Below are 23749 nucleotides of genomic sequence, written 5' to 3' on the forward strand. Positions count from 1 at the left end.
CGGAACGAGGATGCCCAGATCCTAGATGATCTACACCAAGTGCCTGTCGTGATATCCGTTACTGGGCAAGGCACTTGAGGTGCACGCCTCCCCAAGAGCCCCATGAGGCAATGGATTCACCGTTGATTGAACCCATGGAACCGGGACAGATGCCCAGTACAGGCCGGGGCGTCGCCCCGAGCCCTGCACAGAACCCTGACCCTGTGGAGGAGACATGCCGACCGTGCCTGCGGGAGTGGTGGTGCTCGACTGCGCCGAGCCCGAGAAACTCGCCGAGTTCTACCGCGAGTTGCTGGCGGCGGAGGTGGTGGACGCCCAGGCCAACCGGGTGGAGATCCGGGCCGCCGACGGCTTCCGGCTGGCGCTGCGCCGGGACACCAACGCCACCGCGCCGAGCTGGCCGCGCCCCGAGAACTCGCTCCAGGCGCACCTGGAGTTCGTGGTCGACGACCTGGACGCCACGGAACGTCTGATCGTGGGTCTCGGCGGCCGCCCGGTGGAGACGAAGGACGCCGCGGGCCCTCTGGAGGAACGCGGCTACGCCGATCCGGCCGGGCACTCCTTCACCCTGCGCTGCGATGTCCCGGTGGCACCGAAGCTGGGCTGACGCCCGCCGAACAGCCGGGCCCACCGGGCTGTCGAGGGCCGTACCCCGGCGCACAGAGGCGCCGGGGGCTTCGCGTGAGGGGAGGGCCCTGTCAGGCGCTCCCCTTCTCCTGGGCGGGCCAGGAGCCCGTCGAGCGTTCGATGGCCTTGGCACCCGCGCGGTTCACGGCACTGCGCACCACCGCGAAGATGGCGCCCTGGATCGCCGCGGCCAGCAGGATCTCGCCCCATCGGCGGTCCCGGTCCAGTGCGTCGGGGGCGTCGTCCTCGTGCCGGATCAGCTTCCACGTCTTCTGGAACGCGAGCCCCGCCACGGTGCCACTCGTCCAGCCCAACGCGAACCCGATGGGCTTGTACGCCAGGGGCAGCTTCTTCTTGCTCTTCTTCTTCGCCACGTGGATCTCCCAGGTCTTGCAGGCGTTCGGAAAGGTCCTGTGCCCCACGTTCCCCGTTTTCCGCCCTCGGCACGGCCCGACCGGGGCAATCTCCCACAGTGCGGTGGCAGGGGTGAGCCCCGCCGCGACGGGGGAACGCGGCGGGGCCTGAACTGCGGGTGCCCGCCGGCCGGGGCGTCATGCGCGCCGAACCGAAGAAAATTCGGCCGGGCCTCTCCGGGCCACTACCGGTCCCCTCTCCGGGCAAGTCCTGGGGTTTTTCGTTCGGATCATGCCGGGCCCCGCGAGCCCGGCATGATCCAAACGAGAGGCCCTAGTCGCACGGCTCCAGTACGAAGACCGGGATCTCCCGGTCCGTCTTCTCCTGGTAATCGGCGTACGGGGGGAACGCCGCGACGGCCCGCTCCCACCACTCCGCCTTCTCCTTCCCGGTCACCTCACGGGCCGTCATGTCCCGAACGGCCTGCTCATCCCGCAGTTCCACCTGTGAATCGGCCTTGAGGTTGTGGTACCAGACCGGGTGCCGGGGTGCTCCGCCCAGCGAGGCCACCACCGCGTAGCGCCCCTCGTGCTCGACGCGCATCACCGGGGTCTTCCGCAGCTTGCCGCTCCTGGCCCCCCGCGTGGTCAGCAGCACCACCCGCCTGCCCTCCAGGGTCGTCCCCTCGGTGCCGCCGGAGCTCTCGTACAGTTCCACCTGGTCGCGCACCCACTGCGTGGGGCTGGGCTCGTACTCGCCCTGAAGAGGCATGCCATCCGTCCCGTCGTTGTCGCGGCCCGTGGCCGACCCGGTCTCCGGGACGGCCGTGGGGCCATGCGGATCAGCTCGTTCCGTACCAGTGTCGACCGGACCGCACATGACCTCCGACGTCATGGCGTCATCGGCGTGTCCACGGCACAGTCATGACCATTCCCCGGACCGAAGCCCTTGAACTCGGCCCACCCTTGGACCCAGGAGACCCCGTCATGACCGAGCCCACACCGACCCCGGCCACACCGACCCGGACCAGCCCGACCCGTACCGCCCCGCCCACCAGCACCCGCGCCACCGTGGAGGAACTGCTGCGCCGGATCGGCCACGGTGCCCCGGACCACATCGCCGAGCTGTACGCCGACCCCTGCGACTGGCAACTCGACTGGCCGAAGGACGAACACGGCAGCACCGCGACCCCCTGGATCCGTCACCGGGCCACCCGGGCCGACGCCGCCGCCCATTACCGGGAACTGGTCGCCCACCACGTGCCCGACGCGGCCGCCACCGAGATCGAGCGCATCCTGGTCGACGGCGAGGACGCGGTGGTGTTCGGTGAGATACGGCAGACCGCCCGGTCCACAGGACGCCCCTACCGTGCCCGCTTCGCCCTGCTGCTCACCGTGCGGAACGGCCTGGTCGTCCGCCACCACGTTTACGAGGACAGCCTCTCCGTACACCGCGCCTTCGTACCGCGGCCGCCGGCCGGGTCATAGGCTTTCCGGGTGACCGAACAGGCTCCGAAGCCCTTCCTCTACGTCGTCGTCTGCGCCGCCGGTGTCGCCGCGGACGTCAGCAAGCTGATCACCGCCGCGCAGGAGCAGGGCTGGGAGGTCGGTGTCATCGCGACCCCCGTCGCCATGAACGGGTTCTTCGACGCCAGCGCGGTCCGCGCGCAGACCGGCAGGCCGATCAGGTCGGCCTGGCGCACGCCCGGCGAACCACGCCCCTTCCCGGAGCCCGACGCGGTGGTGGTCGCGCCCGCCACCTTCAACACCGTCAACAAATGGGCGGCCGGAATCGCCGACACCCTCGCGCTGGGCACCCTGTGCGAGGCCATGGGGCTCGGCGTGCCGATCGCCGTCCTGCCGTGTGTCGGCACCGCCCTGGCTGCTCACCCCGCCTACCGGGAGAGCCTGGAGCGGCTCACCGCCATGGGCGTCCGCTTCGATGCCCCGTACGCAGGGGAGACGGCGCCGGACGAAGACCGGCCAGAGTTCCCCTGGGAGCGGGCCCTGGATCTCGTACGGCCGGGATGAGTGCGACCGGCGCCGAGTGATCCCGTGCGCACCCGTGCACCCCGGACGCGCAGACCGCACACGCGCACCCGGGGACGGAAGGGCCGCGCGGCGCGCGTCCGCATTGCCTTTTCGGACACCGGCCGTCGAATCGGATGATTGGGCGCGTGAATCAAGCGGCTCGAATGCCATTGACATCTTGTCAAAAAGCGTCAATCGCACGGGAAATACGGGAAATCATGGAATCTCTTGTTCCAGATCGTTGACCTGTGCAAAAGTGGGTCTTGTCGGCGTGCGGGCAATGCCTTTTGTCCTGGCATGCACGAGCCCGCTCCAGCATGCCACCCAGGCTCCAAAAGAGCTGCTCCGGGCGCATGTTCGAGATGTCGGATCCTCTACGGGCAGGCTCCCGCTGTATCGTCGGCGAGGCCCCGGGTCCGCTGGTTCGGACTTTACCCCGCGCGTCCCCGAGAGGATTGCATCCGTGAAGGACACCGGCCTGTCGAATTCCCAGGCCCCGACCGTCGCGTTCGACGTGACGGACGAACAACTGGGTGACGAGTTGCGGAAGTGGACGGGGGCCGCCCCGGTACTGCACCCCGTCGGTGAACTCCTCGACCGGCACTGGGAGTCGGTCTTCGGCTATGCCCGGCTGTGCACCGACAGTCCCCGTTCCGCCGGGATGCTCACCACCGCCGCGTTCACCCGACTCTTCGGCGAGACCCTGCGGCGCAACGGCCCGAGTTCCGCATGGCGTCCCCAACTCCTCGTCACGGTACGTCGGATCGCCGCCGAATGGGACGGCGACCACCGGCGCGACATGCTCCACCCCGATCTCGCCACCACCGCCTCCGCCTCCGACGGCGGCCGACGGCCGGCCGCACGGCCGCTGCCATCGCCCGAACGACGCCTGCTGTCAGGGGCGTTCCAGCGGCTGCCGCAGTCCGCGCGCTGTCTGCTGTGGCACACCGAGGTCGAGTCCGAACCGCTCCACGTCCCCGCCGGCCTGCTTGCCCTGGACGAGGAGGGCGCCCGCATCGAACTGCGTCGCGCCCAGGAGCGGTTGCGCGACGAAGTCCTCCAACTCCACGGTGAACTCGCTCCCGACCAGGAGTGCCGACGCTATCTGCGCCTGCTGGAGGTGTCCTACCGACGAGTGGGCACCGAAATCGAGCCGGACCTGCGCACCCACCTGGAGAACTGCACCCACTGCCGGTACGCGGCGGACCAACTCGCCTGTTTCACCAGCGGACTCGGTACGGCCCTGGCCGAGGCGGTCCTGGGCTGGAGCGCACGGGAGTACACGGAGAGCAGGGCACGGGCGGCCGACGTCACCGATGAGTCGGCCGCCGAGGAACGGCCGTCGCCCGAGGGCGTCATCGGCGCGGCGTTCCCCGGCCCCGCCGACGGACGTTTGGAAACGGCGGGCGATCCGTTCGCCGTGCCCGCGGGCAAGCCACCGGCGGTGGCGGGCGAGTCGTTCACGGATGCGGGGACGCCGGTCCCGCCCCTCCCCAGCGAGGCACCCCGCACCGCGCCCGCCACCTCCGCGGCCCCCACGGCGCTCCCGATACCGAGCACCGCCCCGGCCACTTCCGCAGGCACGGCTTCCCGGTCCGGTGCCCGCTCCCGGCGGCGCGTGGCCTCCCGTACCGGTCCTCGCGGTGCCGTGCTGCGCGCCGGTTCCCGGGTCGCCCGGAAGGCCGCCCGTCGGGCCGCGCGTCGGCGCAACCTCGCCGCCGGCATCCTCACCGTCAGCGGGCTGGTCGTCCTCCCGCTGGTGCTGTGGACCACGGGCGGTTCCGGCGACGCCGCCGCACGGGGCGCCGGCCGTCCCTCCGAATCCCCCGACGCCGCCGTGGGCAGCCCGCCCGGCGACCCGTCGTGGTTCCGCTCCGGAGAAGTGGCAAAGGGCGCCCTGCGCGGCCGGCTACACAACACCGCCTCCGGCCTGTGCGTCGGTGTCGTCGGCGGCCGGGCGGTCGCGGGCGCCGAGACCGAACTCACCGCCTGCTCGGCGGGCAAGGTCCAGCAGTGGACGTACGAGACCGACGGGCTGCTGCGCAACGCCGCGGAACCGGACCTGTGCCTGGACTCCCGCCTCGGCTACTCGGTGCGCCTGGCCCGGTGCACCGGCGAGGCCCCGAAGGACGCCGACACCGCGCGCTACGACTTCACCGTCCAGGGCGCCCTGGTGCCCCGCTCCGGTCAGGACCTGGGCCTGGCACCCGCCGCGACCGACGGCTCGGGCACCCTCGTTCTCAAGGCCCGCGACGACACGGACGCCCAGCGCTGGGCGATCGACACCTCGGAACCCGACCTCCAGATGAAGGTCGTCACCTGGGACCTCGTCGAGAACGAGGACGAGAGTAACGACTAGGCGGACCGGGCCGGTCGGACGCTCACAGTTCCTCCGCCAGCCCCAGCTCGGCCCAGATGGTCTTGCCCTCGGCGGTGTGCCTGCTGCCCCACCGCTGGGTGAGCTGGGCGACCAGGAGCAGCCCCCGGCCGCCCTCGTCCCAGGTCCTGGCGCGCCGCAGATGCGGGGCGGTGTGGCTGGCGTCGGACACCTCGCAGATCAGCGTCGACGCGTCGCAGATCAGCCGGAGCCGGATCGGCGGCGCGCCGTAGCGGATCGCGTTGGTGACCAGTTCGCTCACCACCAGCTCGACGGTGAACGACGCGTCGGTCAGCGCCCACACGCCCAGCTGGTCGAGGACCTGTTTGCGGACCGGCGAGACGAGTGCCGGGTCGGCCGGGACGTCCCAGGTGGCGACCCGGGAGGACGGCAGCCCGCGGGTACGGGTCAGCAGCAGCGCCACGTCGTCCGTGGCGGGAACCGGAGGGAGCATGGCCTGCAGAACACGGTCGCAGGCCTCGTCGAGCGACCCGGAGGCGGCGTGGGACAGAGCGTCGCAGAGCATGCGCGGGCCCGCGTCCGCGGCGGTGTCGCCGCCCCGGCCGTCGACAAGGCCGTCCGTGTAGAACGCCAGCACACTGCCCTCGGGCAGCGCCAGCTCCACGGACTCGAAGGGCAGCCCGCCCAGGCCCAGCGGCGGCCCGGACGGCAGGTCCAGTATGCGGACCGGCCCCTCCGGCGGGACCAGAACCGGCGGCGGATGTCCCGCCCGCGCCAGGGTGCAGCGGCGTGACACCGGGTCGTACACCGCGTACAGGCAGGTCGCGCCGACCTCGCCGGGGCCGGTGCCGCCGCCCGACTCGTGCGAGAGATGCAGGACCAGGTCGTCGAGGTGGGTGAGCAGTTCGTCCGGGGCCAGATCGATGTCGGCGAGGGTGCGCACGGCCGTACGCAGCCGGCTCGTCGTCGCCGACGCCTGGATGCCGTGGCCGACGACGGCCCCCACCACCATGGCCACCCGCATCCCGGACAGCGAAATCACGTCGAACCAGTCGCCGCCCACGCCGGTGTGCGCGGCCGGCAGGTACCGGGAGACGGCGTCCACCGCGACCGTCCGGGGCAGGCCGCGGGGGAGCAGGCTGCGCTGGAGCGTGAGGGTCGTCTCGCGTTCGCGTGAATAGCGGCGGGCGTTGTCGATGCAGACGGCCGCGCGCGCGGTGATCTCCTCGGCCAGCAGTACGTCGTCATAGGTGAAGTGCTCGGGGTGCCGGAACCGGGTGAAGGAGGCGACGCCGAGGGTGACACCGCGGGCCTGGAGGGGTACGGACAGCATCGAGTGGACACCGAACTCCCGGATCTGCCGGGCGCGGACGTTGTCGACCGCGAACCACGGATCGAGATCACCGGAGGGCACCGAGGCGACGACGCTGTGGCCGGCGACCAGGGAGTCGGCCTGGGGTGCGGCGGCCGGGTAGACGACCACCTTGCCCAGGTCGGTGGCCGACTCGGGGTTGCCCGCCGTGCGGGACCGATGGGCGATCCGGCGTAGCGAGACCGGCAGAGTGAGCGGATCGGTGGGATCGGCCCCCTGATGGTGATCGAGCAGGTCGACACTGACGAAGTCGGCGAGCGCGGGGACACAGACCTCTGTCAGCTCCTGCGCCGTCCGGGTGACGTCGAGGGTGGTGCCGATGCGGATGCTGGCCTCGTTGACCAGCTGCAGCCGTGCCCGCGCCCTGTTCTGCTCGGTGAAGTCATGGGCCGTCACGCAGACACCGACGACCCGGCCCGAGTCGTCGGTGAGCGGCGCGATCCGGGCCAGCCAGGAACCTTCGTGGCTCTTGTCGGGGGCCCGCAGGCCCGGCTGGACGTCGTGCCCCCGGCCCGTCCGCAGTACCCGGCGCATGTGCCGCTCCAGCTCCCTGTGCCAGGGCCGGCCGCCGACGTCCGTGGGCGTCAGACCGCGCAGATGGGCGGCCGGCAGCCCGAGGAGCTCGGCCATCGCGTCGTTGGCGCCGTGCAGGCGCAGTTCCGTGTCGAAGACGACGGTGGCGCACGAGGACTGGACCATCGCCGCCCAGAGCAGCGGGTCTTTGGCCGGATCGGCGGGCTCGGACGGCAACGGGGTGACGGCCAGCCAGTCGTCGGCCTCGCCTTCCTCCGGCCGGCCGCGGTGGGCGAGCAGCCACACGGTGACGGTGCCGCCGTCCCGGTGCCGGAGTGCGAGCGTGCCGCTCCAGCGCGTGTCGGCCGGCGGCCGGGGAGGCTGTGCTCCGTCGGCGAGCAGACGGACCGCCGGGCGGCCGACCACGTCCTCGGCCCGGTGGCCCAGCAGCCGCCGGGCGGCCTCGTTCCACCGGGTGACGGTGCCGTCGGCGGCGATGACGGCCCGAGCCGTCACCGGATCGTCGAACGGGTCGTCCGCCCTCATCGTCGCCACTCCATCGCACACTCACCGTGAACTGGTCGATCGCCAGAGTTCCACCCTAGTGCGTCGGAGGCGGGTGTGGACCGGAACCCCGTCCGGCCGGGTTTCCGCAGGCGGGACGCGAGAGACGGGAGTCCCCCCGAGACGGTCACCGAAGCGGACCGAGCCGGTTTCCGGTCCCGGTCTCCGGTCCCGGTCTCCGGCCCCTGGCCCCGGCCCCCGACCCCGGTCTCCGGTCCCGGTTCCCGGCCCGACAAACGCCTGGTGCCCGTCCGGTGGCGGTCCGGCACGTGACCGGCACGCGCCCGTCGTCCGACGGCGTTCGCCACCAGTCCTGTCCCACCCGTTGACGGAGTGTCACATCTGCCACAACGATGTCCCCGTATGAATGGGAGCGCTCCCATTCGTAGCCGCCGCCGTGTCCTCCCACCAGAGGAGCTCAGACGTGAACAGACGCAGAACCGCTCTGCTGTCCCTGACCGGCCTGCTGGCGACCGCGCTCACCGCGCTGCCGGCCGCCCCGGCCGGGGCCGACGAGGTCGAGCAGGTCCGCAACGGCACCTTCGACACCACCACCGAACCCTGGTGGGCCTCCGCCGGTGTCACCACGAGCCTGTCCGAGGGCCGCCTGTGCGCCGACGTCCCCGGCGGCACCACCAACCGGTGGGACGCCGCCGTCGGCCAGAACGACATCACCCTCGTGAAGGGGGAGTCGTACCGCTTCTCCTTCGCCGCGACCGGCACACCCGCGGGCCATGTGGTCCGCGCGATCGTCGGCCTCTCGGAAGCCCCGTACGACACCTACTACGAGGTCTCCCCACAGCTCAGCGTCTCCGGCGACACCTACTCCTACACCTTCACCGCACCCGTGGACACCGAGCGGGGCCAGGTCGGTCTCCAGCTCGGCGGCAGCCCCGACCCCTGGCGCTTCTGCGTGGACGACGTGTCCCTGCTGGGTGGCGTGGAGCCCGAGCCGTACGAGCCCGACACCGGGCCCCGGATCCGCGTCAACCAGGTCGCCTACCTCCCGGCGGGCCCGAAGAACGCCACCCTGGTCACCGGGGCGACCGAGCGGCTGCCCTGGCAGTTGAAGGACGCCGACGGCAGGGTCGTCCGGCAGGGCAGGACCGTGCCGCGCGGCGTGGACGGCTCCTCCGGGCAGAACGTCCACTCCATCGACTTCGGCGCCCACCGCGCGCGGGGTGCCGGCTACACCCTGGCCGTGGACGGCGAGACCAGCCGGCCCTTCGACATCGAGGCCGGCGCCTACGAGCGGCTGCGGTTGGACTCGGCGAAGTACTACTACACCCAGCGCAGCGGCATCGAGATCCGCGACGACCTGCGCCCCGGCTACGCCCGCCCGGCCGGACACGTGGACGCGGCACCCAACCAGGGCGACGGCAAGGTGCCCTGCCGACCGGGCGTCTGCGACTACACCCTCGACGTCACCGGCGGCTGGTACGACGCCGGCGACCACGGCAAGTACGTCGTCAACGGCGGCATCAGCACCTGGGAGGTGCTCAGCACCTACGAACGCGCCCGGCACGCCCGCACCGGACAGGCGGACAAGCTGGGCGACGGCACGCTGAACATCCCGGAGAGCGGCAACGGGGTGCCCGACATCCTTGACGAGGCACGCTGGGAACTGGAGTTCCTGCTGAAGATGCAGGTGCCCGGGGGAGAGCCGCTGGCCGGCATGGCCCACCACAAGATCCACGACGAGCAGTGGACCGGGCTGCCGCTGCTGCCCGGCGACGACCCGCAGAAGCGCGAACTGCACCCGCCGAGCACCGCCGCCACCCTGAACCTCGCGGCCACGGCCGCCCAGGCGGCCCGCCTGTACCGGCCCTACGACAGGGAATTCGCGGCCGAGGCCCTGGCCGCCGCGCGCACCGCCTGGACGGCCGCGCTCGCCCACCCCGAGGAGTACGCGAGCCCGGACGACGGCATCGGCGGCGGCGCCTATCCGGACGACGAGGTGAGCGACGAGTTCTACTGGGCGGCGGCCGAGCTGTATCTCACCACGGGAGAGCGGCAGTTCAAGGAGTACGTCCTGAAGTCCCCGGTGCACACCGCCGACATCTTCGGCCCCCTCGGCTTCGACTGGTCGCGCACCGCGGCGGCCGGCCGGCTCGACCTCGCGACGGTGCCGAACAGGCTCCCGGGCCGGGACAAGGTCCGCACATCCGTCGTCAAGGGCGCCGACCGCTACCTGGACACGCTGAAGGCACACCCGTACGGCATGCCGTACGCGCCGGCCGGCCACGTCTACGACTGGGGCTCCAGTCATCAGATCCTCAACAACGCGGTCGTCCTCGCCACGGCGCACGACCTCACCGGCGCAACCAAGTACCGGGACGGTGCGCTGCAGAGCATGGACTACATCCTCGGCCGCAACGCCCTGAACATTTCCTACGTCACCGGGTACGGCGAGGTCAGCGCGCAGAACCAGCACAGCCGCTGGTATGCCCGCCAGCTCGACCCGGCGCTGCCGAACCCGCCCGCCGGGACCCTCTCCGGCGGACCCAACTCGAGCATCCAGGACCCCTACGCCCAGTCGATGCTCCAGGGCTGCGTCGGCCAGTTCTGCTTCATCGACGACATCCAGTCCTGGTCCACCAACGAGCACACCATCAACTGGAACGCGGCCCTGACCCGCATGGCCTCCTTCGTGGCCGACCAGGGGTAGCGGGCCAAAGTACCCGCGCCGGTGCCGGAGGTGTCGTCCCGCGGAACGGGACGCCACCTCCGGCACATCTCTTTCGGTACCGCCACACACCCACTCTGAACTGGTGGTATTTACGATCGAGTACCTGAGCGGTACCGTGATGGCATGCCTGCTCTGAATGTGGAGTTCAGTGACCGTGAACTCGAGGACCTGCGGCAGATCGCCAAGGAGCGCGGTACATCGATGAAGGCGCTGGTGCGGGAGGCGGCCGCGGCCGACATCGCCCGCCACCGGGCACTCCAGGAGGGCGCGGAGGCGTTCCGCCGGTTCTTCGCCTCGCACGCCGACGAATTCGCCGCCGCCTTCCCGGACGACGAACCGCGGGCCAAGGGCGCGGGACGGGCCGCCTGACCGATGGCATCCGTTCTGCACATCGACGTGCCCTGGCTGCTCCAGCGGCACGAGGAGGTCCTCCCGGACCAGCCCACCATCAACGACTTCTCGGCGCTGGTCGCGGCCGTCGCCCGGCACCGCGTCGACCCGCCCCGCCTCGGCGTGAACTCGGACGCGGCCTGGCGGGCCGCCGCCCTGCTGCACACTCTCGCCCTGCTCCGCCCCCTGCCGTCGGCCAACGCCCGCTTCGCCTGCGCCACGGCGGTGGCGTACATGTTCGTCAGCGGCGTTGGCGTCGACCCGCCCTACGGCGCGATCGTCGACCTCGCCCGCGATCTGATGTCCGGTACGACGGATGTCTACGGAGCCGCGGACCGGCTCCGCTCCTGGCAGATCTGACCCCATCGCCGGAATGCGAGAACCGGTGAACCTCAAGGAAAACGCAGGTGGAAAGCCGATGAGGGAGACTCCGGGCACGTTTTTCCTTTTGACTTCCTGTCAACGAGCGGAGGCTTCCCCGGTGCCTTGTTGGCCGTGTGCCGGCTGTGCGAGAGTGAGCCCCCCGTGAGGGGGTAAAATCCGGGGTCGCACGCGCGTTGATGAACCGGGTCCGCTTTCACCGTCGGTGAATTCGCGCCCTCCCGCGCGACGCCGCCAAAGAGGTATGGACCACATGGGACTTCCCTTTTCGGCGTCAGAACTTCTGTGTCACCTGTGTGTGGGAAGGAACCATCTCAGTGCCCACCCCTCATTCCCCTCGGTCTCCTCATCCCCCTCCCGGAGGGGATCCGGGGGAGTCCGACGAGTCCCTCGCCGCACGGTTGCGAGGCCGTCCGGAGGGCGAGGCGACCCATGCCGTCGCGATGCTGACGGCACGTCACTGGCCGGCCATGCACGACTACGCGACCGTCTGCCTCGCCTCGTCGGGGCCGACCGCCGCCATGGTCACCGCGGCGGCACAGCACCGCGTCCTGAACCGGGTCGCCCTCGGCGAACCGGCCGTCGCCCTGCGCCCCGTGCTGCTGGTGGCCGTACGGGACACGGTCCGGGAATGGGCCTCGGACGACCGGACCGCCGGTGCCCTGCCGGAACTGCTGAAGCCGGCCGGCGGGCGCGGCATGCGCGCGGCCAGGACGATGACGCCGGAGAACCGCACGCTCGCCCAGCGCTCGTTCCGGTCCCTGCCCGCCCTCGCCCGCTGCGTGCTCTGGCACGTCGAGGTCGAGGCCGAACCCATATCCGTCCCGGCAGGCCTCCTCGGCATCGACCCCGACATCGCCTCGGGCACGCTCCAACAGGCGCGTGACACCTTTCGTCAGGGCTGTGTCCACGCCCATCAGGAACTCGCGCCGACGAAGGACTGCCGGTTCTACAACCGGCTCCTCGACGTCCCCATCCGCCGCGGCGGAACACTGCTCCCCGATGTCCAGCAGCACCTGGAGGAATGCCGCTACTGCCGGAACGCGGCCGAGCAGCTGAGCCATTTCGAGGGCGGCCTCGGCACGCTCGTCGCCGAGGCCGTTCTCGGCTGGGGCGCCCGCCGCTACCTCGACTCGCGCCCCGGCCGGGCGACCCCGGGCCCGCGCGGCGGCCGCGCCGCCCGTCGCGGACACCGGTCCGGCGGCGGACCGTCCGGCGGCAGCCGGCCCCGCCTGCTGTCCCGGATCCCCGCCCCCGCCCGCCTCACCGGCCTCGGACTCCCGGATGCCGTGCGCTCCACCAGGACCCTGCTCACCGGCCTCGGCGCCGTCTCGGCCGGCGTGCTGGTGAGCGTGCTCATCGCCGGTGGCTCCTCACCCGACGGCAGCGGCACCGACCCGACCGGCGTCACCAGCGCGGCCGGCGGCCGGGGGGTCGTACCGACCGAGTCCCCGCCGGGCGTGGCCGGACTGCCCACGGGGCCGCAGCCGGCCCTCCTGCGCAACGTCGCCTCCGGCCTGTGCCTCGACACCCGGGGCGAGCCCCAGGACGGCGCCGGCACCCGGCTCACGGGCTGCTCCTCGCGGCTGAGCCAGCAGTGGACCTACGAGGAGGACGGGCTGCTGCGCAGCGTGGCCGACCCGGGCCTGTGCCTGGACGCGCACAAGGACGCCGGGGTCGTCGTCCTCGCCACCTGCGCCGACGCCGGCGAGAACCGGGCCGAGGACGTGCGCTACGACCTCACCGGGCAGGGCGAGTTGCTGCCCCGCTGGGACGAACAGCTGGCGCTCACCCCGGCCGCCCCCGATGCGAACGCCGACATCGTCATCAGGGTGCGGGACCGGACCGAGAACCAGCGCTGGCTGACCGACCCGGTGTCCTCGGCCGAGAAGGCCCTGTCGATCAGCCGCACCCGTACCCCGGCGGTACGGCACACGGAGCCGGCCGGGCCGGTTACGTGAACGGCGCGCCGGTGCGATGACACGCACCGCGCGCCGAGCCGGGGGGAGCGGGCGCGGGAGCCCACCGCCCCGGCCCGGCGCGCGGTGTCCCGGCCGGGTCAGCCGGTGCCCTCCACGAGGTCGCCGGGCCCGATCGTGGCCGGGGTGGCATGCCCGGACAGGGCGAGGGTGAGGTCCAGCTCGGCGAGCAGACAGCGGATCACATGCTCGACCCCCGCCTGCCCGTCCAGGCCGAGCCCGTAGACGTACGGCCGTCCGACGAGTACGGCCCGCGCGCCGAGGGCGAGCGCCTTGAAGACGTCGTCGCCGGTGCGGACACCGCTGTCGAACAGCACGGTCAGCCGGTCACCGGCGGCGGCCACCACCCCGGGCAGCGCATCCGCCGCCGCGACGGCCCCGGCCACCTGACGGCCGCCGTGGTTGGACACCACCACCCCGTCCATCCCGGCATCGGCCGCGAGACGGGCGTCGTCCGGGTGCAGCACACCCTTGAGAACGATCGGGCCGTCCCAGTTCTCCCGCAGGAACGCGAGGTCGGGCCAGGTCTTGGCGGGGTCGGAGAACATGCCGACGAAATGCATCACCGCCGCGTTCGGGTCCTCGTGCACGGGCTTGGCCAGGCCGGCCCGGAACGCGGGGTCCGAGAAGTAGTTGGCGGTGCCCACCCCGTGCAGGAACGGCAGAAAAGCCTGGTCCAGGTCGCGCGGACGCCAGGACAGCAGGGGAGTGTCCAGGGTGACCACCAGCACCGTGAACCCGGCGGCCTTGGCCCGGCCGAGGAAACTCCGGGCGACCTCAGGGTCCTTCGGCCAGTACAACTGGAACCAGCGCTCCGCGTCGCCCATCGCCTCCGCGACCTGCTCCATCGGCGTGCTGGACGCGGAGGACAGCACGAACGGCACACCCTGCGCGACGGCGGCCCGCGCCGCGGCCGGCTCGGCGTCCGGGTGCATCAGCGACAGCACCCCGACCGGCGCCAGCGCGAGCGGCGCCGGCAGCGCGCGGCCGAGCACCTCCACCGACAGATCACGCTCGTGCACGTCCCGCAGCATGCGCGGCACGATCCGGTGGCGCGCGAGAGCCGCCCGGTTGGCGCGCGCGGTACTGCCGTCGCCCGCGCTGCCCGCCACATAACCGACCGGGCCCGGCCCGAGCCGCCGCTCGGTCAGCTCCTCCAGCCGGGTCAGGTCCGTGGGCAGCCGGGGCACGGCACCCGTCATCCCGTTCAGATAGATCTCGTACTGGAAGTCCGCCCAGTGCTTGGCCATACGACGTCCCCGCCTCTCCTCGTCGAGCCGACTGAATCATGAACAGAAGGCGTCGCGGAACGGTCTGCCGGGAACGGAAACGGAATGTTTCAGGCCTATCGCGAAGTGGCGGAAATTCGGCCATCTGGCCACTTCGCACAAGCACCGGCCGTGCGGTTACCGGGTTCACGCCCACACATTCCGTGACTTCGCGCCACTGATTCAATACGCAATGTTACTGAAAGCGGCCCGGTCGACGTGTGTTTCCGCGGCGGACTCGGCAGACTCCCGCTCGCCGGTCCGACACCACCGAGCACGGACCGGCGACTCGTCGAAACGAGCGGAAGGATGCACACCATGCGGAACACCGCGCGCTGGGCCACCACCATCGGCCTGACCGCCGCAGCCGTCTGCGCACCTCTGTCCGGGGCCGTGTCGGCAGCGCCGGGCGGCGCACCCTCCGCGCTCTACGCCCCGTCGGCCCTGGTGCTCACCCTGGGCCACGGGACGAGCGCCATGACCGTCACACCGGAGCGCGCGGTCACCCTGACCTGTGCGCCCGGCCCCTCCGGCACCCACCCGGCCGCGGCCGCGGCGTGCGGGGAACTGGCCGAGGTGGACGGCGATCTGCAGGCCCTCACGGCGAGAGACGGCGTGCTCTGCACCCAGCGGTACGACCCGGTCGTCGTCACCGTCGACGGGGTGTGGCAGGGGCAGCGGCTCTCGTACGAGCGCACCTTCGCCAACGAGTGCGTGATGAACGCCCACGGTTCGGGCGTTCTCGCGTTCTGAGACCGGGACCGCATGGTTCCCGTGACCGCGTGGCGGTCGGGTACTGGGGAGTGCCGACCTCCTCGCGGAACGTGCGGTCCCGCAAGGGAGGCCGGCGGGCGGAGTGGGGCCGCCCGCCGGCCTCCGGCGTGTCCGGGGGCGGAGGTGCTCGGAGCCCCTGGCCGAGATGTCCCGTCCGTGTCACGCCAGCTGACGCCGCACCAGCTCGTGCAGCCGGCCGCCCGGGTCGGCGAGCAGCCGGGCCGGCGGTCCCTGCTGGACCACCTTGCCGTCCTCCATCACCACCACCCGGTCCGCGTCCATCACCGTGGACAGCCGGTGGGCGATGACGACCCGGGTCGCCCGGAGCGCCTTGGTGCTCTCGATCACCGTGCGCTGCGTCTCGTTGTCCAGGGCGCTGGTGGCCTCGTCGAAGAAGAGGATGCGCGGCCGGCGGATCAGCGCCTGGGCGATCATCAGCCGCTGCCGCTGGCCGCCGGAGACCGCGCCGCTGCCCGAGACGATGGTGTGCAGTCCCATCGGCATCCGCCTGATGTCCTCGGCGAGCCCCGCCATCTCGGCAGCCGCCATCACCTCCTCGGGCGGGTACGGCTCGGTGCCGCAGATGACGTCCAGGACGGAGCCGGTGAACGGCTGGGCGTGCTGGAGCACCACACCGCACTGGCGGCGCACCGCGGACCGGTCGAGCGCGGCCAGGTCCTGACCGTCGTACAGCACACTCCCCGACAGCGGCCGGTCGAAGCCGATGAGCAGCCGAAGCAGTGTGGACTTGCCGCAGCCGCTGGGGCCGACGACCGCCACGAACTCGCCCGGCCGGACCTCGAAGGAGACGTCGTCGAGGACCAGCGGGCCGTCGTCCGAATACCGGAAGGACACCCGCCGCGCCTCGATCGCCCCGCTCAGCGGGCCCGGCCGGGTGCTGGCCGCCCGCACCTCGGGCATCGCGTCCAGCACCGGCCGGATCTGCTCGAACAGCGGCAGCGCCGCCACCCCGGAGACGAACGCGCCGGTCAGCTGGGTGACCGAGGTCAGCACCATCGTCACCGACGTGTTGAAGGTGAGGAACTCGGCCGCCGTCATCGAGCCGCGCGCCGGACCCGCCAGCAGCATGAACATCGCCAGCGTGCACAGCGGCAGATAGACCGCGCCCAGCACCGCCGTCAGGTTCCTGATCCGGCCGGCCTTCTGCTGGAGCTCCCGGCTGCGGGCGAACTCGGACGCCCACGCCCCGTACGCGTAGTTCTCCGCCGCCGCCACCCGCAGCTTCGGCAGGCCGCGCAGCGTCTGGAAGGCCTGGTTGTTCAGCTTGTTGGTGAGCACCACCAGGCGCCGCTGCCACCGCACCTGCCACAGCCCGAGCCCCGTGAACACCGCGGCGACGGCGAACAGCATCCCGATCGCGGCCAGCGCCATCGGCACGCTGAACCACAGCAGCAGCCCCAGGTTCATCGCGCCGACGGTGACGGACTGGGCGACCGTCGGCCCGATACCGGCCAGCAGCCGGCGGATCGCGCTGATGCCCATGGCCGCGCTCGCCAGCTCGCCCGTCGAACGCTCGGTGAAGAACGACGTCGGCAGGCGCAGCAGCCTGTCCCACACGGCGGGCTGGAGCGTGGCCTCCACCCGGCCCTCCAGCCGCAGCAGGGTGAGGTTCTGCAGCAGCATGAAGGCGGCGGCCACCACACTGCTGAGGATCACCGCGAGACACACCTGCACGATCAGCCCGGTCTGCGCCTTCGGTACGAACTCGCCGAGCACCTTCCCGGTCGCGATCGGCACAAGCGCCCCGAGCGCCACCGTGACCAGACCGCTGAGCAGCAGCCCGGTCAGATCGCCCCGGGTGCCCGCCATGCAGAACCGCATCAGCCCGAGCGGACCGAGCCGCCGCTCGGGCAGCGGCCGGTAGAGCATCACCGCGTGCGGTTCGAACTCGGCGGCATTGGCCTTCTCCACCGGTGTCTCACGCCCCGTCGCGGGATGCACCGCGACATAGCCGCCGCGCCGCCACAGCAGCGCCACCGGCGCCCCGGACAGTGCCCGGTGCCCCACCAGCGGCCCGACGTCGTCGCGCCACCAGTGGCCGTCCAGCCGTACGGCACGCGTGCGCAGCCGGGACGCGAGGGCGATCCGCTCGACCGGATCGAGACGGTCGCCGCCGGTGCCCGACCGGGCCGGCTCGGCGAGCGGGATCCCGGCCGTCCGGGCGACCAGTCTGCAGGCCGCGTACGTGGCGTCCGCGTCGGCCGCGGTCGTCCCCTTCGCCGACCGTGTGCCGATCGATGCGAGCAGCGTCCGGTCGGCCTGGGCGCGGACCGCCTCACCGGCCCTGATGCCCGCCGCGGTCCGCGTTTCGTGGGTGTGCTCGAGCTGCTCGATCCAGCGGTCCAGCGTGGTCATCAGCCGGTACTGCTGCTCGACCAGGCTCTGCCACAACGCGGGGTCCATCAGCAGGTCGGCCGCCGCCTCGGCCCCGTACAGCGAGCCGTATTGCACACTGCCCGGCGGCACCTGCATCCAGAACACGTCGTCGTCGCTGGGCGCGGTGGCCCGCTCGGTGGCCATCGGCGCCTGGAACAGCACCGACAGGCTGCGGCCGACACCGAGGGCGAGGGCGTACTCCAGCGGACTGGTCGTCGGCGGGACGTACTGCGGGGTCCCGTACTCGTCGTACGACCAGGTCTGGGTGCCCGCACCCCGGTACAGCTCGCGCAGACCGACCCGGTGCACCACGCAGTCCCGCAGCGGGCGGGCCACGAGCGTGTGCCGCGGCCCCGCCCCCGGACCGAGCAGCAGCGAGCCCGCCTCCAGCCGGCCCAGATGGTGCCAGTGGCCCTGCTCCTCGGCGTCGACCGCGAACAGGTCCACCGCACCCGAAACGATCAGCCACAACGTCTGCGGCCCCGCCAGGTCCAGTCGGCCGAACCCGGCACAGTCGACCCGGGTGCCCAGCGACCCGAGCGCGCCCAGCACGAGGTCGCCCCCGTGCCCCTCCTGCACGGTCGTCGTCATCTCAGCGCTCCCTGACCAGCGCGGCGTACGCGCCACCGCGCGCCACCAGCTCCTCGTGCCGCCCGCGCTCCACGACCGTGCCGTGGTCGAGGACGACGATCTCGTCGCTGTCCCGGACGGTGCTCAACCGGTGCGCGATCACCACACAGGCACAGCCGCGGCGGCGCAGGTTGTCCATCACGACCAGCTCGGTCTCGGCGTCCAGCGCGCTGGTCACCTCGTCCAGGACCAGGATGCTCGGCCGCCGCACCAGCGCCCGCGCGATCTCAAGCCGCTGGCGCTGCCCGCCGGAGAAGTTCCGGCCGTCCTGCTCGACGCGGCTTTGGACGCCGCCCGGCCGACGGGCGATCACGTCGTACAGGGCCGCGTCCCTGAGCGCCTCCACCACCGCCTCGTCCGGGATCGACGGGTCCCACAGCGCCACGTTGTCGCGGACGGTGCCCTCGAAGAGGAACACGTCCTGGTCGACGAAGGACACGGACGCGGCCAGCGCCCCACGGGGAATGTCCTCGATGCGCCGGTCGTCGATCCGGACCACCCCTTCCCAGGGCGCGTACAGCCCCGAGATCAGGCGCGACACCGTCGACTTGCCGCTGCCGGAGCCGCCGACCAATGCCACCTGCCGGCCGGGGCCGACCGTCAGGTCGAAACCGGTCAGCAGCGGCTTGTCCAGCGGGGTGTAGCCGAAGGTGACGTTCTGCAGCTCCACATGCCCGCGCAGCCGGCGCGTCGAGTCGCCGGAGCCGGGACGGTCGTGGAGCGGGTCGGCCCGGAAGTTCTCCACGTCCTTCAGCCGGGCCACGTCGGCCGCGAAGTCCTGGATGCGGCCCGCGACCCCGTTCAGCCGGGTCAGCGGCGCCGTGAACCGGGCGACCAGCGCCTGGAAGGCGACCAGCAGACCGACCGTGATGTGCCCCTCGACCGCCCGCATGCCGCCGATCCACAGGATCAGTGCGCTGTTCAGGGTGGCGAGCGTCGGCGCGACCACGCCGAGCCAGGCGGTCGGCACCCCGAGCCGCTGCTGCTCCTCCAGCGTGGTGGCGTGCTGTCCCGCCCACTTGCGGAAGTAGCCGTCCTCGCCGCCGGTCGCCTTCATCGTCTCGATCAACTGTAGACCGGTGTACGCCGTGTTGGTGAGCCGCGCGGTGTCCGCGCGCAGTTTCGCCGTACGGGTCGCGCGCAGCCGGATGACGATCCGCATCGCCAGGATGTTCAGCAGCGCCACCCCGACCCCGACGAAGGTCAGTTGCGGGTCGTACGTGTACAGCAGCACCGCGTACAGCACGACCACCACCACGTCCACGCCGGCCGCCGAGAGGTCGCGGGACAGCGTTTCGGCCACGGCGTCGTTGGACTGCAGCCGCTGCACCAGGTCCGCCGGACTGCGCTGGCCGAAGAACGTCACCGGCAGCCGCAGCAGATGCCGCAGGAAGCGGGCGCTGGACAGGGTGGAGGAGATGATCCGGCCGCGCAGCAGATTGGCCTGCTGCAGCCAGGTCAGCATCAGGGTGAGCAGGACGCAGGCCCCCATCGACGTGAACAGCACGCCCAGCATCGACGTCTGTCCGCCGATCAGGAACTCGTCGATGAAGGTGCGGCTGAGCCCGGGAACCGCCGCGCCGACCGCCACCAGCAGCAGGCTCGACAGCACCACCGCGGGCATCGTCCCCGCCGTGCCGCGCAGCCGGGCCGGCATCGCGCCGAGGACCCCTGGCCTGCGGCCGCCCCGGGTGAACTCCGGCCCGGGTTCCAGGACCAGGACGACACCGGTGAAACTGCCGTCGAACTCCTCCAGCGGTACGAAGCGGCGGCCTTTGCCCGGGTCGTTGACGAACACCCCGCGCCGGCCGAACCGGCGGCCCATGCCGTCGTAGACGACGTAGTGGTTGAACTCCCAGAACAGGATGGCCGGTGCCGTCACCTCGGCGAGGGCGGCCAGATCCATCTGCATGCCCCGGGCGGTCAGCCCGTAGCCACGGGCCGCCTTCAGCACATTACTGGCCCGTGAGCCGTCCCGGGAGACACCGCAGGCGATCCGCAGCTCCTCCAGCGGGACATGTCGGCCGTAGTGGCCGAGCACCATCGCCAGCGAGGCGGCGCCGCACTCCACGGCCTCCATCTGGAGCACGGTGGGCGTGCGGACGGTCTTCCCGCGCGCCTTGGGCACCTTGCGCCGGGCCGGGGCGGCCCGGCGGCGGCCGCGGGTCTCCCGCGTGGTCGTCGTCATGGCAGCAGCCAGTCGAGGGGGCGTTCGTCGGACAGCCGGACGGAGCCCGAGGCCAGGGTCATCGACGTCAGGGGGAACGGCGGACCGTCCGCCGAGGACCACGCGTAACCGCTCTTCGTGGCGGACGACTTCTCCAGTTCGACCGTGACGGCCACCGGCCTGCCCTTCTTCGTGAACTGCTCGCCCAGCTGGCTGTCCCCGAGGAAGGCGGCGATCTGCAGGGCCGACTGCCCGGCGCGGTCCACCGACTTCACCCTGCCGCGCAGCACCCCGTACTCCTGGCTCGGCACCGACTGCAGGGTGAGATCGACGGCCGCGCGCGCGGGGATGACGGCCGCGCTCTCGGCGGGGACGTACACCGTCGCGTACAACGGGTCGTCGGACCCGGAAACCTTCTCCACGGCGGCGACGTCCGCGCCGGTCCGGATGATCTGCCCGACGTCGGCGGCGAGCGTGGTGACCCGGCCCGCGTCGAGGGTCCGGACGACCGTGTCACCCCGCTCGGTACGGACCTCGAGGACGGGGGAGTCGGCGGGCAGCCGCTCGCCCTGCTTCGCGAGGACCGCGGTGACCTGGCCGGCGACCGGGCTCTGCAGTACGTAACTGCCCTGCCCATGTGTCAGGACGGCGGGTGCGGTCACCGTGGAGGTCACCGATCCGGTCACCGCCCACACCGAGGCGGCGACCATGGCGACCACGGCCACGGCGAGCACGAGCCGGCCCTGCGGCCGGGCGAAACGCACCGGGAGGTCGAGCTCCTCGGGCGACTGGAGTCTGGCGAGGGCCTGTTGGCGGAACTGCACGGTTCTTCCCTCACCTGTGTGAACTCTGCGAAGGACGGAGACGGACTGCGAGGACCGAGGCGGACTGCGAAGGGCCGCCAAGGACGGCGGGCATGACGGAGGCAACGCTGAGCCCCGGAGCCGGGGGTGGCTCCGGGGCTCAGCGGCACAAGGGCGCGATCAGAGACCGGCGACCAGGTTCGTGACCGGAGCGGTGTTCAGGCCGGTCACACCCTCGGCGGTGCCCACGGCCGTGTCGACCAGGCCGGAGACCGGGGCGATGCCGTCCACCGTGCCCGTGAGGGTGTTCACGGCGTTCACGGACAGGCCGCCGGAGACGTTGTCGAGCTCGGCGTCGGAGATCTCGACGGTCTCGACCTGGGGGGTGGAGTTCATGATGGAACTTCCCTTCGTATGGATATGTCACAAGGGGGAGCGGTCCTCTGAGGACAGAGTGAAGACCGCGTCCGCGGGCGCCGGACCCCCGTCACCGGGTGTCCCGACGGGCCTGCGGTGCGATGGATCAAAGCACGCCCCGGGCCCGGCTCTCCACTCGACCAGGCCTCTCACCAGGCAACTTGCGGCCGTGTCGCGCCCATGAGTGCAGACAAGGCGACGGCCCGGTGGCGACTTCTTCACAGGGGTCACCGCATCGCCCCCTCCCACCGCTTGCGCCCCTCGAGAGGGAATCCGACACCGGACCCAAAAGGCACGAGGGGTACGGCCGGCCTGTGGACGACCCCCGGCTGCGGTGACCGGGTTGAGCACGCGGTGTGCAGATTCACCGAAGCCCGGATTCCGCCTCGGGGGGCGACCGCGTGTGCGCCACCGCTCGCGGTGCGTGGCTGTGTCCGGGGCGCCCGAGTGCGGGCCGGACGAGCCGGTTGGCCGATTCCATGACGCAAACCGACTGACCGCCAACGGATTTGAACGCCCTGCGGGACCCGTGCGTACCAACAGCCATCCAGGCGCCCCCGACAGCCGCCGAACGGCGGCACGACTCCGGTCCCCCCAGGAGGTCGAGAAGTTTGAGTCACAAGCGAATTCCGAAGCGCAAGGCCGCGATAGCGGTGGGCGGTGTGGTGGCGCTCGGCGCCGCCGCGATCCTGCTCCCCAACGCCAACGCGTCACAGGACGGCGCGTCGGACAACGCGGCGACCGCGCCGAAGACCCTCAAGGCGACGGACGCCTCGGACCTCGCCTCACAGCTCGCCGGGCTCCTCGGCGACGCGTTCGCCGGCTCCTACTACGACGGCGACAAGCAGCAGCTCGTCGTCAACGTCGTACCCGGCGACGACAACAACGTGATCGTGCAGGCGAAGAAGGCGGGCGCGACCGTCCGCGAGGTAGACAACAGCATGACCGAGCTGGCCGCGGGCAAGCGGACCCTGAAGGCCGAGGCCACCATCCCCGGCACCTCGTGGGCCGTCGACCCGCGCACCAACAAGATCCTGGTCACCGCCGACTCCACGGTGACCGGCGAGAACTGGGACAGACTGGAGTCCACCGTGCGGGGCCTCGGCTCCGGCATGGCGACCATCAAGAAGTCCGAGGGCACGTTCAGGACCTTCGCCTCGGGCGGGGACGCGATCTTCTCCGGCGGCGCACGCTGCTCGCTCGGCTTCAACGTCACCGCCGACGACGGCGCGCCCGCCTTCCTGACCGCCGGTCACTGCGCGGTCGCGGCCGACGAGTGGTCCGACGCGCAGAACGGGGGGCCGATCGCCACCGTCGACCAGGCGGTCTTCCCCGGCGAGGGCGACTTCGGGCTCGTCCGGTACGACGACCCGGCCACCGACGCGCCGAGCGACGTCGACGTCGGCGGCCAGACGGTCCAGATCACCGAGGCCGCGGAGGCCGCCGTCGGCCAGGAGGTGTTCCGGATGGGCAGCACCACCGGACTCGCCGACGGCCAGGTCCTCGGACTCGACGCCACGGTGAACTACCCGGAGGGTACGGTCACCGGTCTCATCCAGACCGACGTCTGCGCCGAGCCCGGCGACAGCGGCGGCTCGATGTTCACCCAGGACGGCCTCGCGATCGGCCTGACCTCGGGCGGCAGCGGCGACTGCACCGTCGGCGGCGAGACCTTCTTCCAGCCGGTCACCACCGCCCTGGCTGCGGTCGGCGCGACCCTCGGCGAGGGTGGCGCGGGCGCCGGAGCCGACGACCGGACGGGTGGCGAAGAGGCCGGAGGTGAGGACGCCGGTGCCGGCGAGGGCGCCGGTACGGGTGACCAGGCCGGCGAAGTCGGCGGCGAGGAAGCGGGCCAGGACGACGGAGCCGGTTACGGAGCCGGCCAGGGCGCCGAGGACGGCGCAGGCGACGAGGGCCTGACCGAGACCCACTGACCGAATCCCGCTGACCGCCCCCGGCACAGCCGAAGACGGCCCGGAGCGAACCGGACCGGCCCGGAGCAAACCGGACCGGGCCGGGTCGGGCCGAGCAGGCCGGACCAGGCCCGCCGCCCTCG

At 71.9% G+C, this 23749-nt stretch carries 18 protein-coding genes; 10 read left to right on the top strand and 8 right to left on the bottom strand.

The features are described from left to right. The first annotated feature begins 214 nt into the window (after positions 1 to 214). Positions 215 to 607, top strand: coding sequence for a VOC family protein (locus tag ACFP2V_RS13855; protein ID WP_381210742.1), 393 nt, complete (start codon positions 215 to 217; stop codon positions 605 to 607). Positions 608 to 698: 91 nt separating this feature from the next. Here the strand turns inward: ACFP2V_RS13855 and ACFP2V_RS13860 are convergent, their stop codons facing one another. Both ACFP2V_RS13860 and ACFP2V_RS13865 read right to left on the bottom strand, forming a co-directional pair. Then, positions 699 to 1001 (bottom strand): DUF4235 domain-containing protein, encoded by a 303-nt coding sequence (locus ACFP2V_RS13860; protein ID WP_381210993.1) that lies wholly within the window; start codon positions 999 to 1001, stop codon positions 699 to 701. A 313-nt stretch (positions 1002 to 1314) separates the two neighbouring features. Then, the gene (locus ACFP2V_RS13865; protein WP_381210745.1) at positions 1315 to 1752 is read right to left on the bottom strand and encodes a nitroreductase family deazaflavin-dependent oxidoreductase; all 438 of its coding nucleotides are present in this window, start codon (positions 1750 to 1752) and stop codon (positions 1315 to 1317) included. 215 nt (positions 1753 to 1967) lie between these two features. Between ACFP2V_RS13865 and ACFP2V_RS13870 the strand changes: the two genes are divergently transcribed. From ACFP2V_RS13870 to ACFP2V_RS13880, 3 genes are all read left to right on the top strand, one after another. After that, entirely contained in the window at positions 1968 to 2468 is a 501-nt protein-coding gene (locus tag ACFP2V_RS13870; protein ID WP_381210748.1) for a nuclear transport factor 2 family protein, read from the top strand. A gap of 9 nt (positions 2469 to 2477) precedes the next feature. Next, positions 2478 to 3011 (top strand): flavoprotein, encoded by a 534-nt coding sequence (locus ACFP2V_RS13875; RefSeq protein ID WP_381210752.1) that lies wholly within the window; start codon positions 2478 to 2480, stop codon positions 3009 to 3011. Between the two features lie 463 nt (positions 3012 to 3474). Then, positions 3475 to 5370 carry a ricin-type beta-trefoil lectin domain protein gene (locus ACFP2V_RS13880; RefSeq protein ID WP_381210755.1) on the top strand — a complete coding sequence of 632 codons (1896 nt, stop codon included), beginning with the start codon at positions 3475 to 3477 and terminating at the stop codon, positions 5368 to 5370. Between the two features lie 22 nt (positions 5371 to 5392). On the opposite strand, the gene ACFP2V_RS13885 is transcribed toward ACFP2V_RS13880, so the two are convergent. Beyond that, positions 5393 to 7780, bottom strand: coding sequence for a SpoIIE family protein phosphatase (locus tag ACFP2V_RS13885; protein WP_381210757.1), 2388 nt, complete (start codon positions 7778 to 7780; stop codon positions 5393 to 5395). A 442-nt stretch (positions 7781 to 8222) separates the two neighbouring features. Here ACFP2V_RS13885 and ACFP2V_RS13890 point away from each other — a divergent pair, with 442 nt between their 5' ends. The 4 genes from ACFP2V_RS13890 to ACFP2V_RS13905 all read left to right on the top strand — a co-directional run bounded on the left by ACFP2V_RS13890 (position 8223) and on the right by ACFP2V_RS13905 (position 13219). Then, positions 8223 to 10466, top strand: coding sequence for a glycoside hydrolase family 9 protein (locus ACFP2V_RS13890; protein ID WP_381210760.1), 2244 nt, complete (start codon positions 8223 to 8225; stop codon positions 10464 to 10466). 144 nt (positions 10467 to 10610) lie between these two features. Beyond that, a complete protein-coding gene (locus tag ACFP2V_RS13895) occupies positions 10611 to 10856 on the top strand; it encodes a hypothetical protein (RefSeq protein WP_381210763.1) in 246 nt (81 codons plus the stop codon). A gap of 3 nt (positions 10857 to 10859) precedes the next feature. Then, positions 10860 to 11237 (top strand): toxin Doc, encoded by a 378-nt coding sequence (locus ACFP2V_RS13900; RefSeq protein ID WP_381210766.1) that lies wholly within the window; start codon positions 10860 to 10862, stop codon positions 11235 to 11237. 338 nt (positions 11238 to 11575) lie between these two features. Beyond that, positions 11576 to 13219 carry an RICIN domain-containing protein gene (locus tag ACFP2V_RS13905; RefSeq protein ID WP_381210769.1) on the top strand — a complete coding sequence of 548 codons (1644 nt, stop codon included), beginning with the start codon at positions 11576 to 11578 and terminating at the stop codon, positions 13217 to 13219. A gap of 98 nt (positions 13220 to 13317) precedes the next feature. On the opposite strand, the gene ACFP2V_RS13910 is transcribed toward ACFP2V_RS13905, so the two are convergent. Then, positions 13318 to 14487 (bottom strand): alpha-hydroxy-acid oxidizing protein, encoded by a 1170-nt coding sequence (locus ACFP2V_RS13910; RefSeq protein ID WP_381210772.1) that lies wholly within the window; start codon positions 14485 to 14487, stop codon positions 13318 to 13320. 336 nt (positions 14488 to 14823) lie between these two features. Between ACFP2V_RS13910 and ACFP2V_RS13915 the strand changes: the two genes are divergently transcribed. Further along, complete coding sequence (locus tag ACFP2V_RS13915) at positions 14824 to 15258, top strand: subtilase-type protease inhibitor (protein ID WP_381210775.1); 435 nt, start codon at positions 14824 to 14826, stop codon at positions 15256 to 15258. 180 nt (positions 15259 to 15438) lie between these two features. On the opposite strand, the gene ACFP2V_RS13920 is transcribed toward ACFP2V_RS13915, so the two are convergent. The 4 genes from ACFP2V_RS13920 to ACFP2V_RS13935 all read right to left on the bottom strand — a co-directional run bounded on the left by ACFP2V_RS13920 (position 15439) and on the right by ACFP2V_RS13935 (position 21672). Beyond that, positions 15439 to 18267, bottom strand: a complete 2829-nt coding sequence (locus tag ACFP2V_RS13920) for an NHLP bacteriocin export ABC transporter permease/ATPase subunit (protein WP_381210778.1) — start codon at positions 18265 to 18267, stop codon at positions 15439 to 15441. Between the two features lies 1 nt (position 18268). Next, positions 18269 to 20494 (bottom strand): NHLP family bacteriocin export ABC transporter peptidase/permease/ATPase subunit, encoded by a 2226-nt coding sequence (locus ACFP2V_RS13925; protein WP_381210780.1) that lies wholly within the window; start codon positions 20492 to 20494, stop codon positions 18269 to 18271. Next, positions 20491 to 21297 (bottom strand): HlyD family efflux transporter periplasmic adaptor subunit, encoded by an 807-nt coding sequence (locus ACFP2V_RS13930; RefSeq protein ID WP_381210783.1) that lies wholly within the window; start codon positions 21295 to 21297, stop codon positions 20491 to 20493. Before ACFP2V_RS13930 ends, ACFP2V_RS13925 begins: the two co-directional genes overlap by 4 nt. A 159-nt stretch (positions 21298 to 21456) precedes the next feature. Then, positions 21457 to 21672: a type A2 lantipeptide gene (locus tag ACFP2V_RS13935; protein WP_381031585.1), complete on the bottom strand. Its 216-nt coding sequence runs from the start codon at positions 21670 to 21672 to the stop codon at positions 21457 to 21459. Between the two features lie 632 nt (positions 21673 to 22304). On the opposite strand from ACFP2V_RS13935, the gene ACFP2V_RS13940 reads away from it, so the two are divergent. After that, positions 22305 to 23627, top strand: coding sequence for a S1 family peptidase (locus ACFP2V_RS13940; protein ID WP_381210786.1), 1323 nt, complete (start codon positions 22305 to 22307; stop codon positions 23625 to 23627). The last annotated feature ends 122 nt before the right edge of the window (positions 23628 to 23749 follow it).

Source organism: Streptomyces incanus (genome assembly GCF_042656345.1).
Lineage (GTDB): Bacteria > Actinomycetota > Actinomycetes > Streptomycetales > Streptomycetaceae > Streptomyces > Streptomyces incanus.

Bases quoted from the DNA above. Each gene is read 5' to 3' on its own strand.
- ACFP2V_RS13895 (WP_381210763.1), top strand. From the start codon at position 10,611: ATGCCTGCTCTGAATGTGGAGTTCAGTGACCGTGAACTCGAGGACCTG.
- ACFP2V_RS13885 (WP_381210757.1), bottom strand. From the start codon at position 7,780: ATGAGGGCGGACGACCCGTTCGACGATCCGGTGACGGCTCGGGCCGTC.
- ACFP2V_RS13900 (WP_381210766.1), top strand. From the start codon at position 10,860: ATGGCATCCGTTCTGCACATCGACGTGCCCTGGCTGCTCCAGCGGCAC.
- ACFP2V_RS13925 (WP_381210780.1), bottom strand. From the start codon at position 20,494: ATGACGACGACCACGCGGGAGACCCGCGGCCGCCGCCGGGCCGCCCCG.
- ACFP2V_RS13865 (WP_381210745.1), bottom strand. From the start codon at position 1,752: ATGCCTCTTCAGGGCGAGTACGAGCCCAGCCCCACGCAGTGGGTGCGC.
- ACFP2V_RS13935 (WP_381031585.1), bottom strand. From the start codon at position 21,672: ATGAACTCCACCCCCCAGGTCGAGACCGTCGAGATCTCCGACGCCGAG.
- ACFP2V_RS13920 (WP_381210778.1), bottom strand. From the start codon at position 18,267: ATGACGACGACCGTGCAGGAGGGGCACGGGGGCGACCTCGTGCTGGGC.
- ACFP2V_RS13870 (WP_381210748.1), top strand. From the start codon at position 1,968: ATGACCGAGCCCACACCGACCCCGGCCACACCGACCCGGACCAGCCCG.
- ACFP2V_RS13855 (WP_381210742.1), top strand. From the start codon at position 215: ATGCCGACCGTGCCTGCGGGAGTGGTGGTGCTCGACTGCGCCGAGCCC.
- ACFP2V_RS13910 (WP_381210772.1), bottom strand. From the start codon at position 14,487: ATGGCCAAGCACTGGGCGGACTTCCAGTACGAGATCTATCTGAACGGG.
- ACFP2V_RS13915 (WP_381210775.1), top strand. From the start codon at position 14,824: ATGCGGAACACCGCGCGCTGGGCCACCACCATCGGCCTGACCGCCGCA.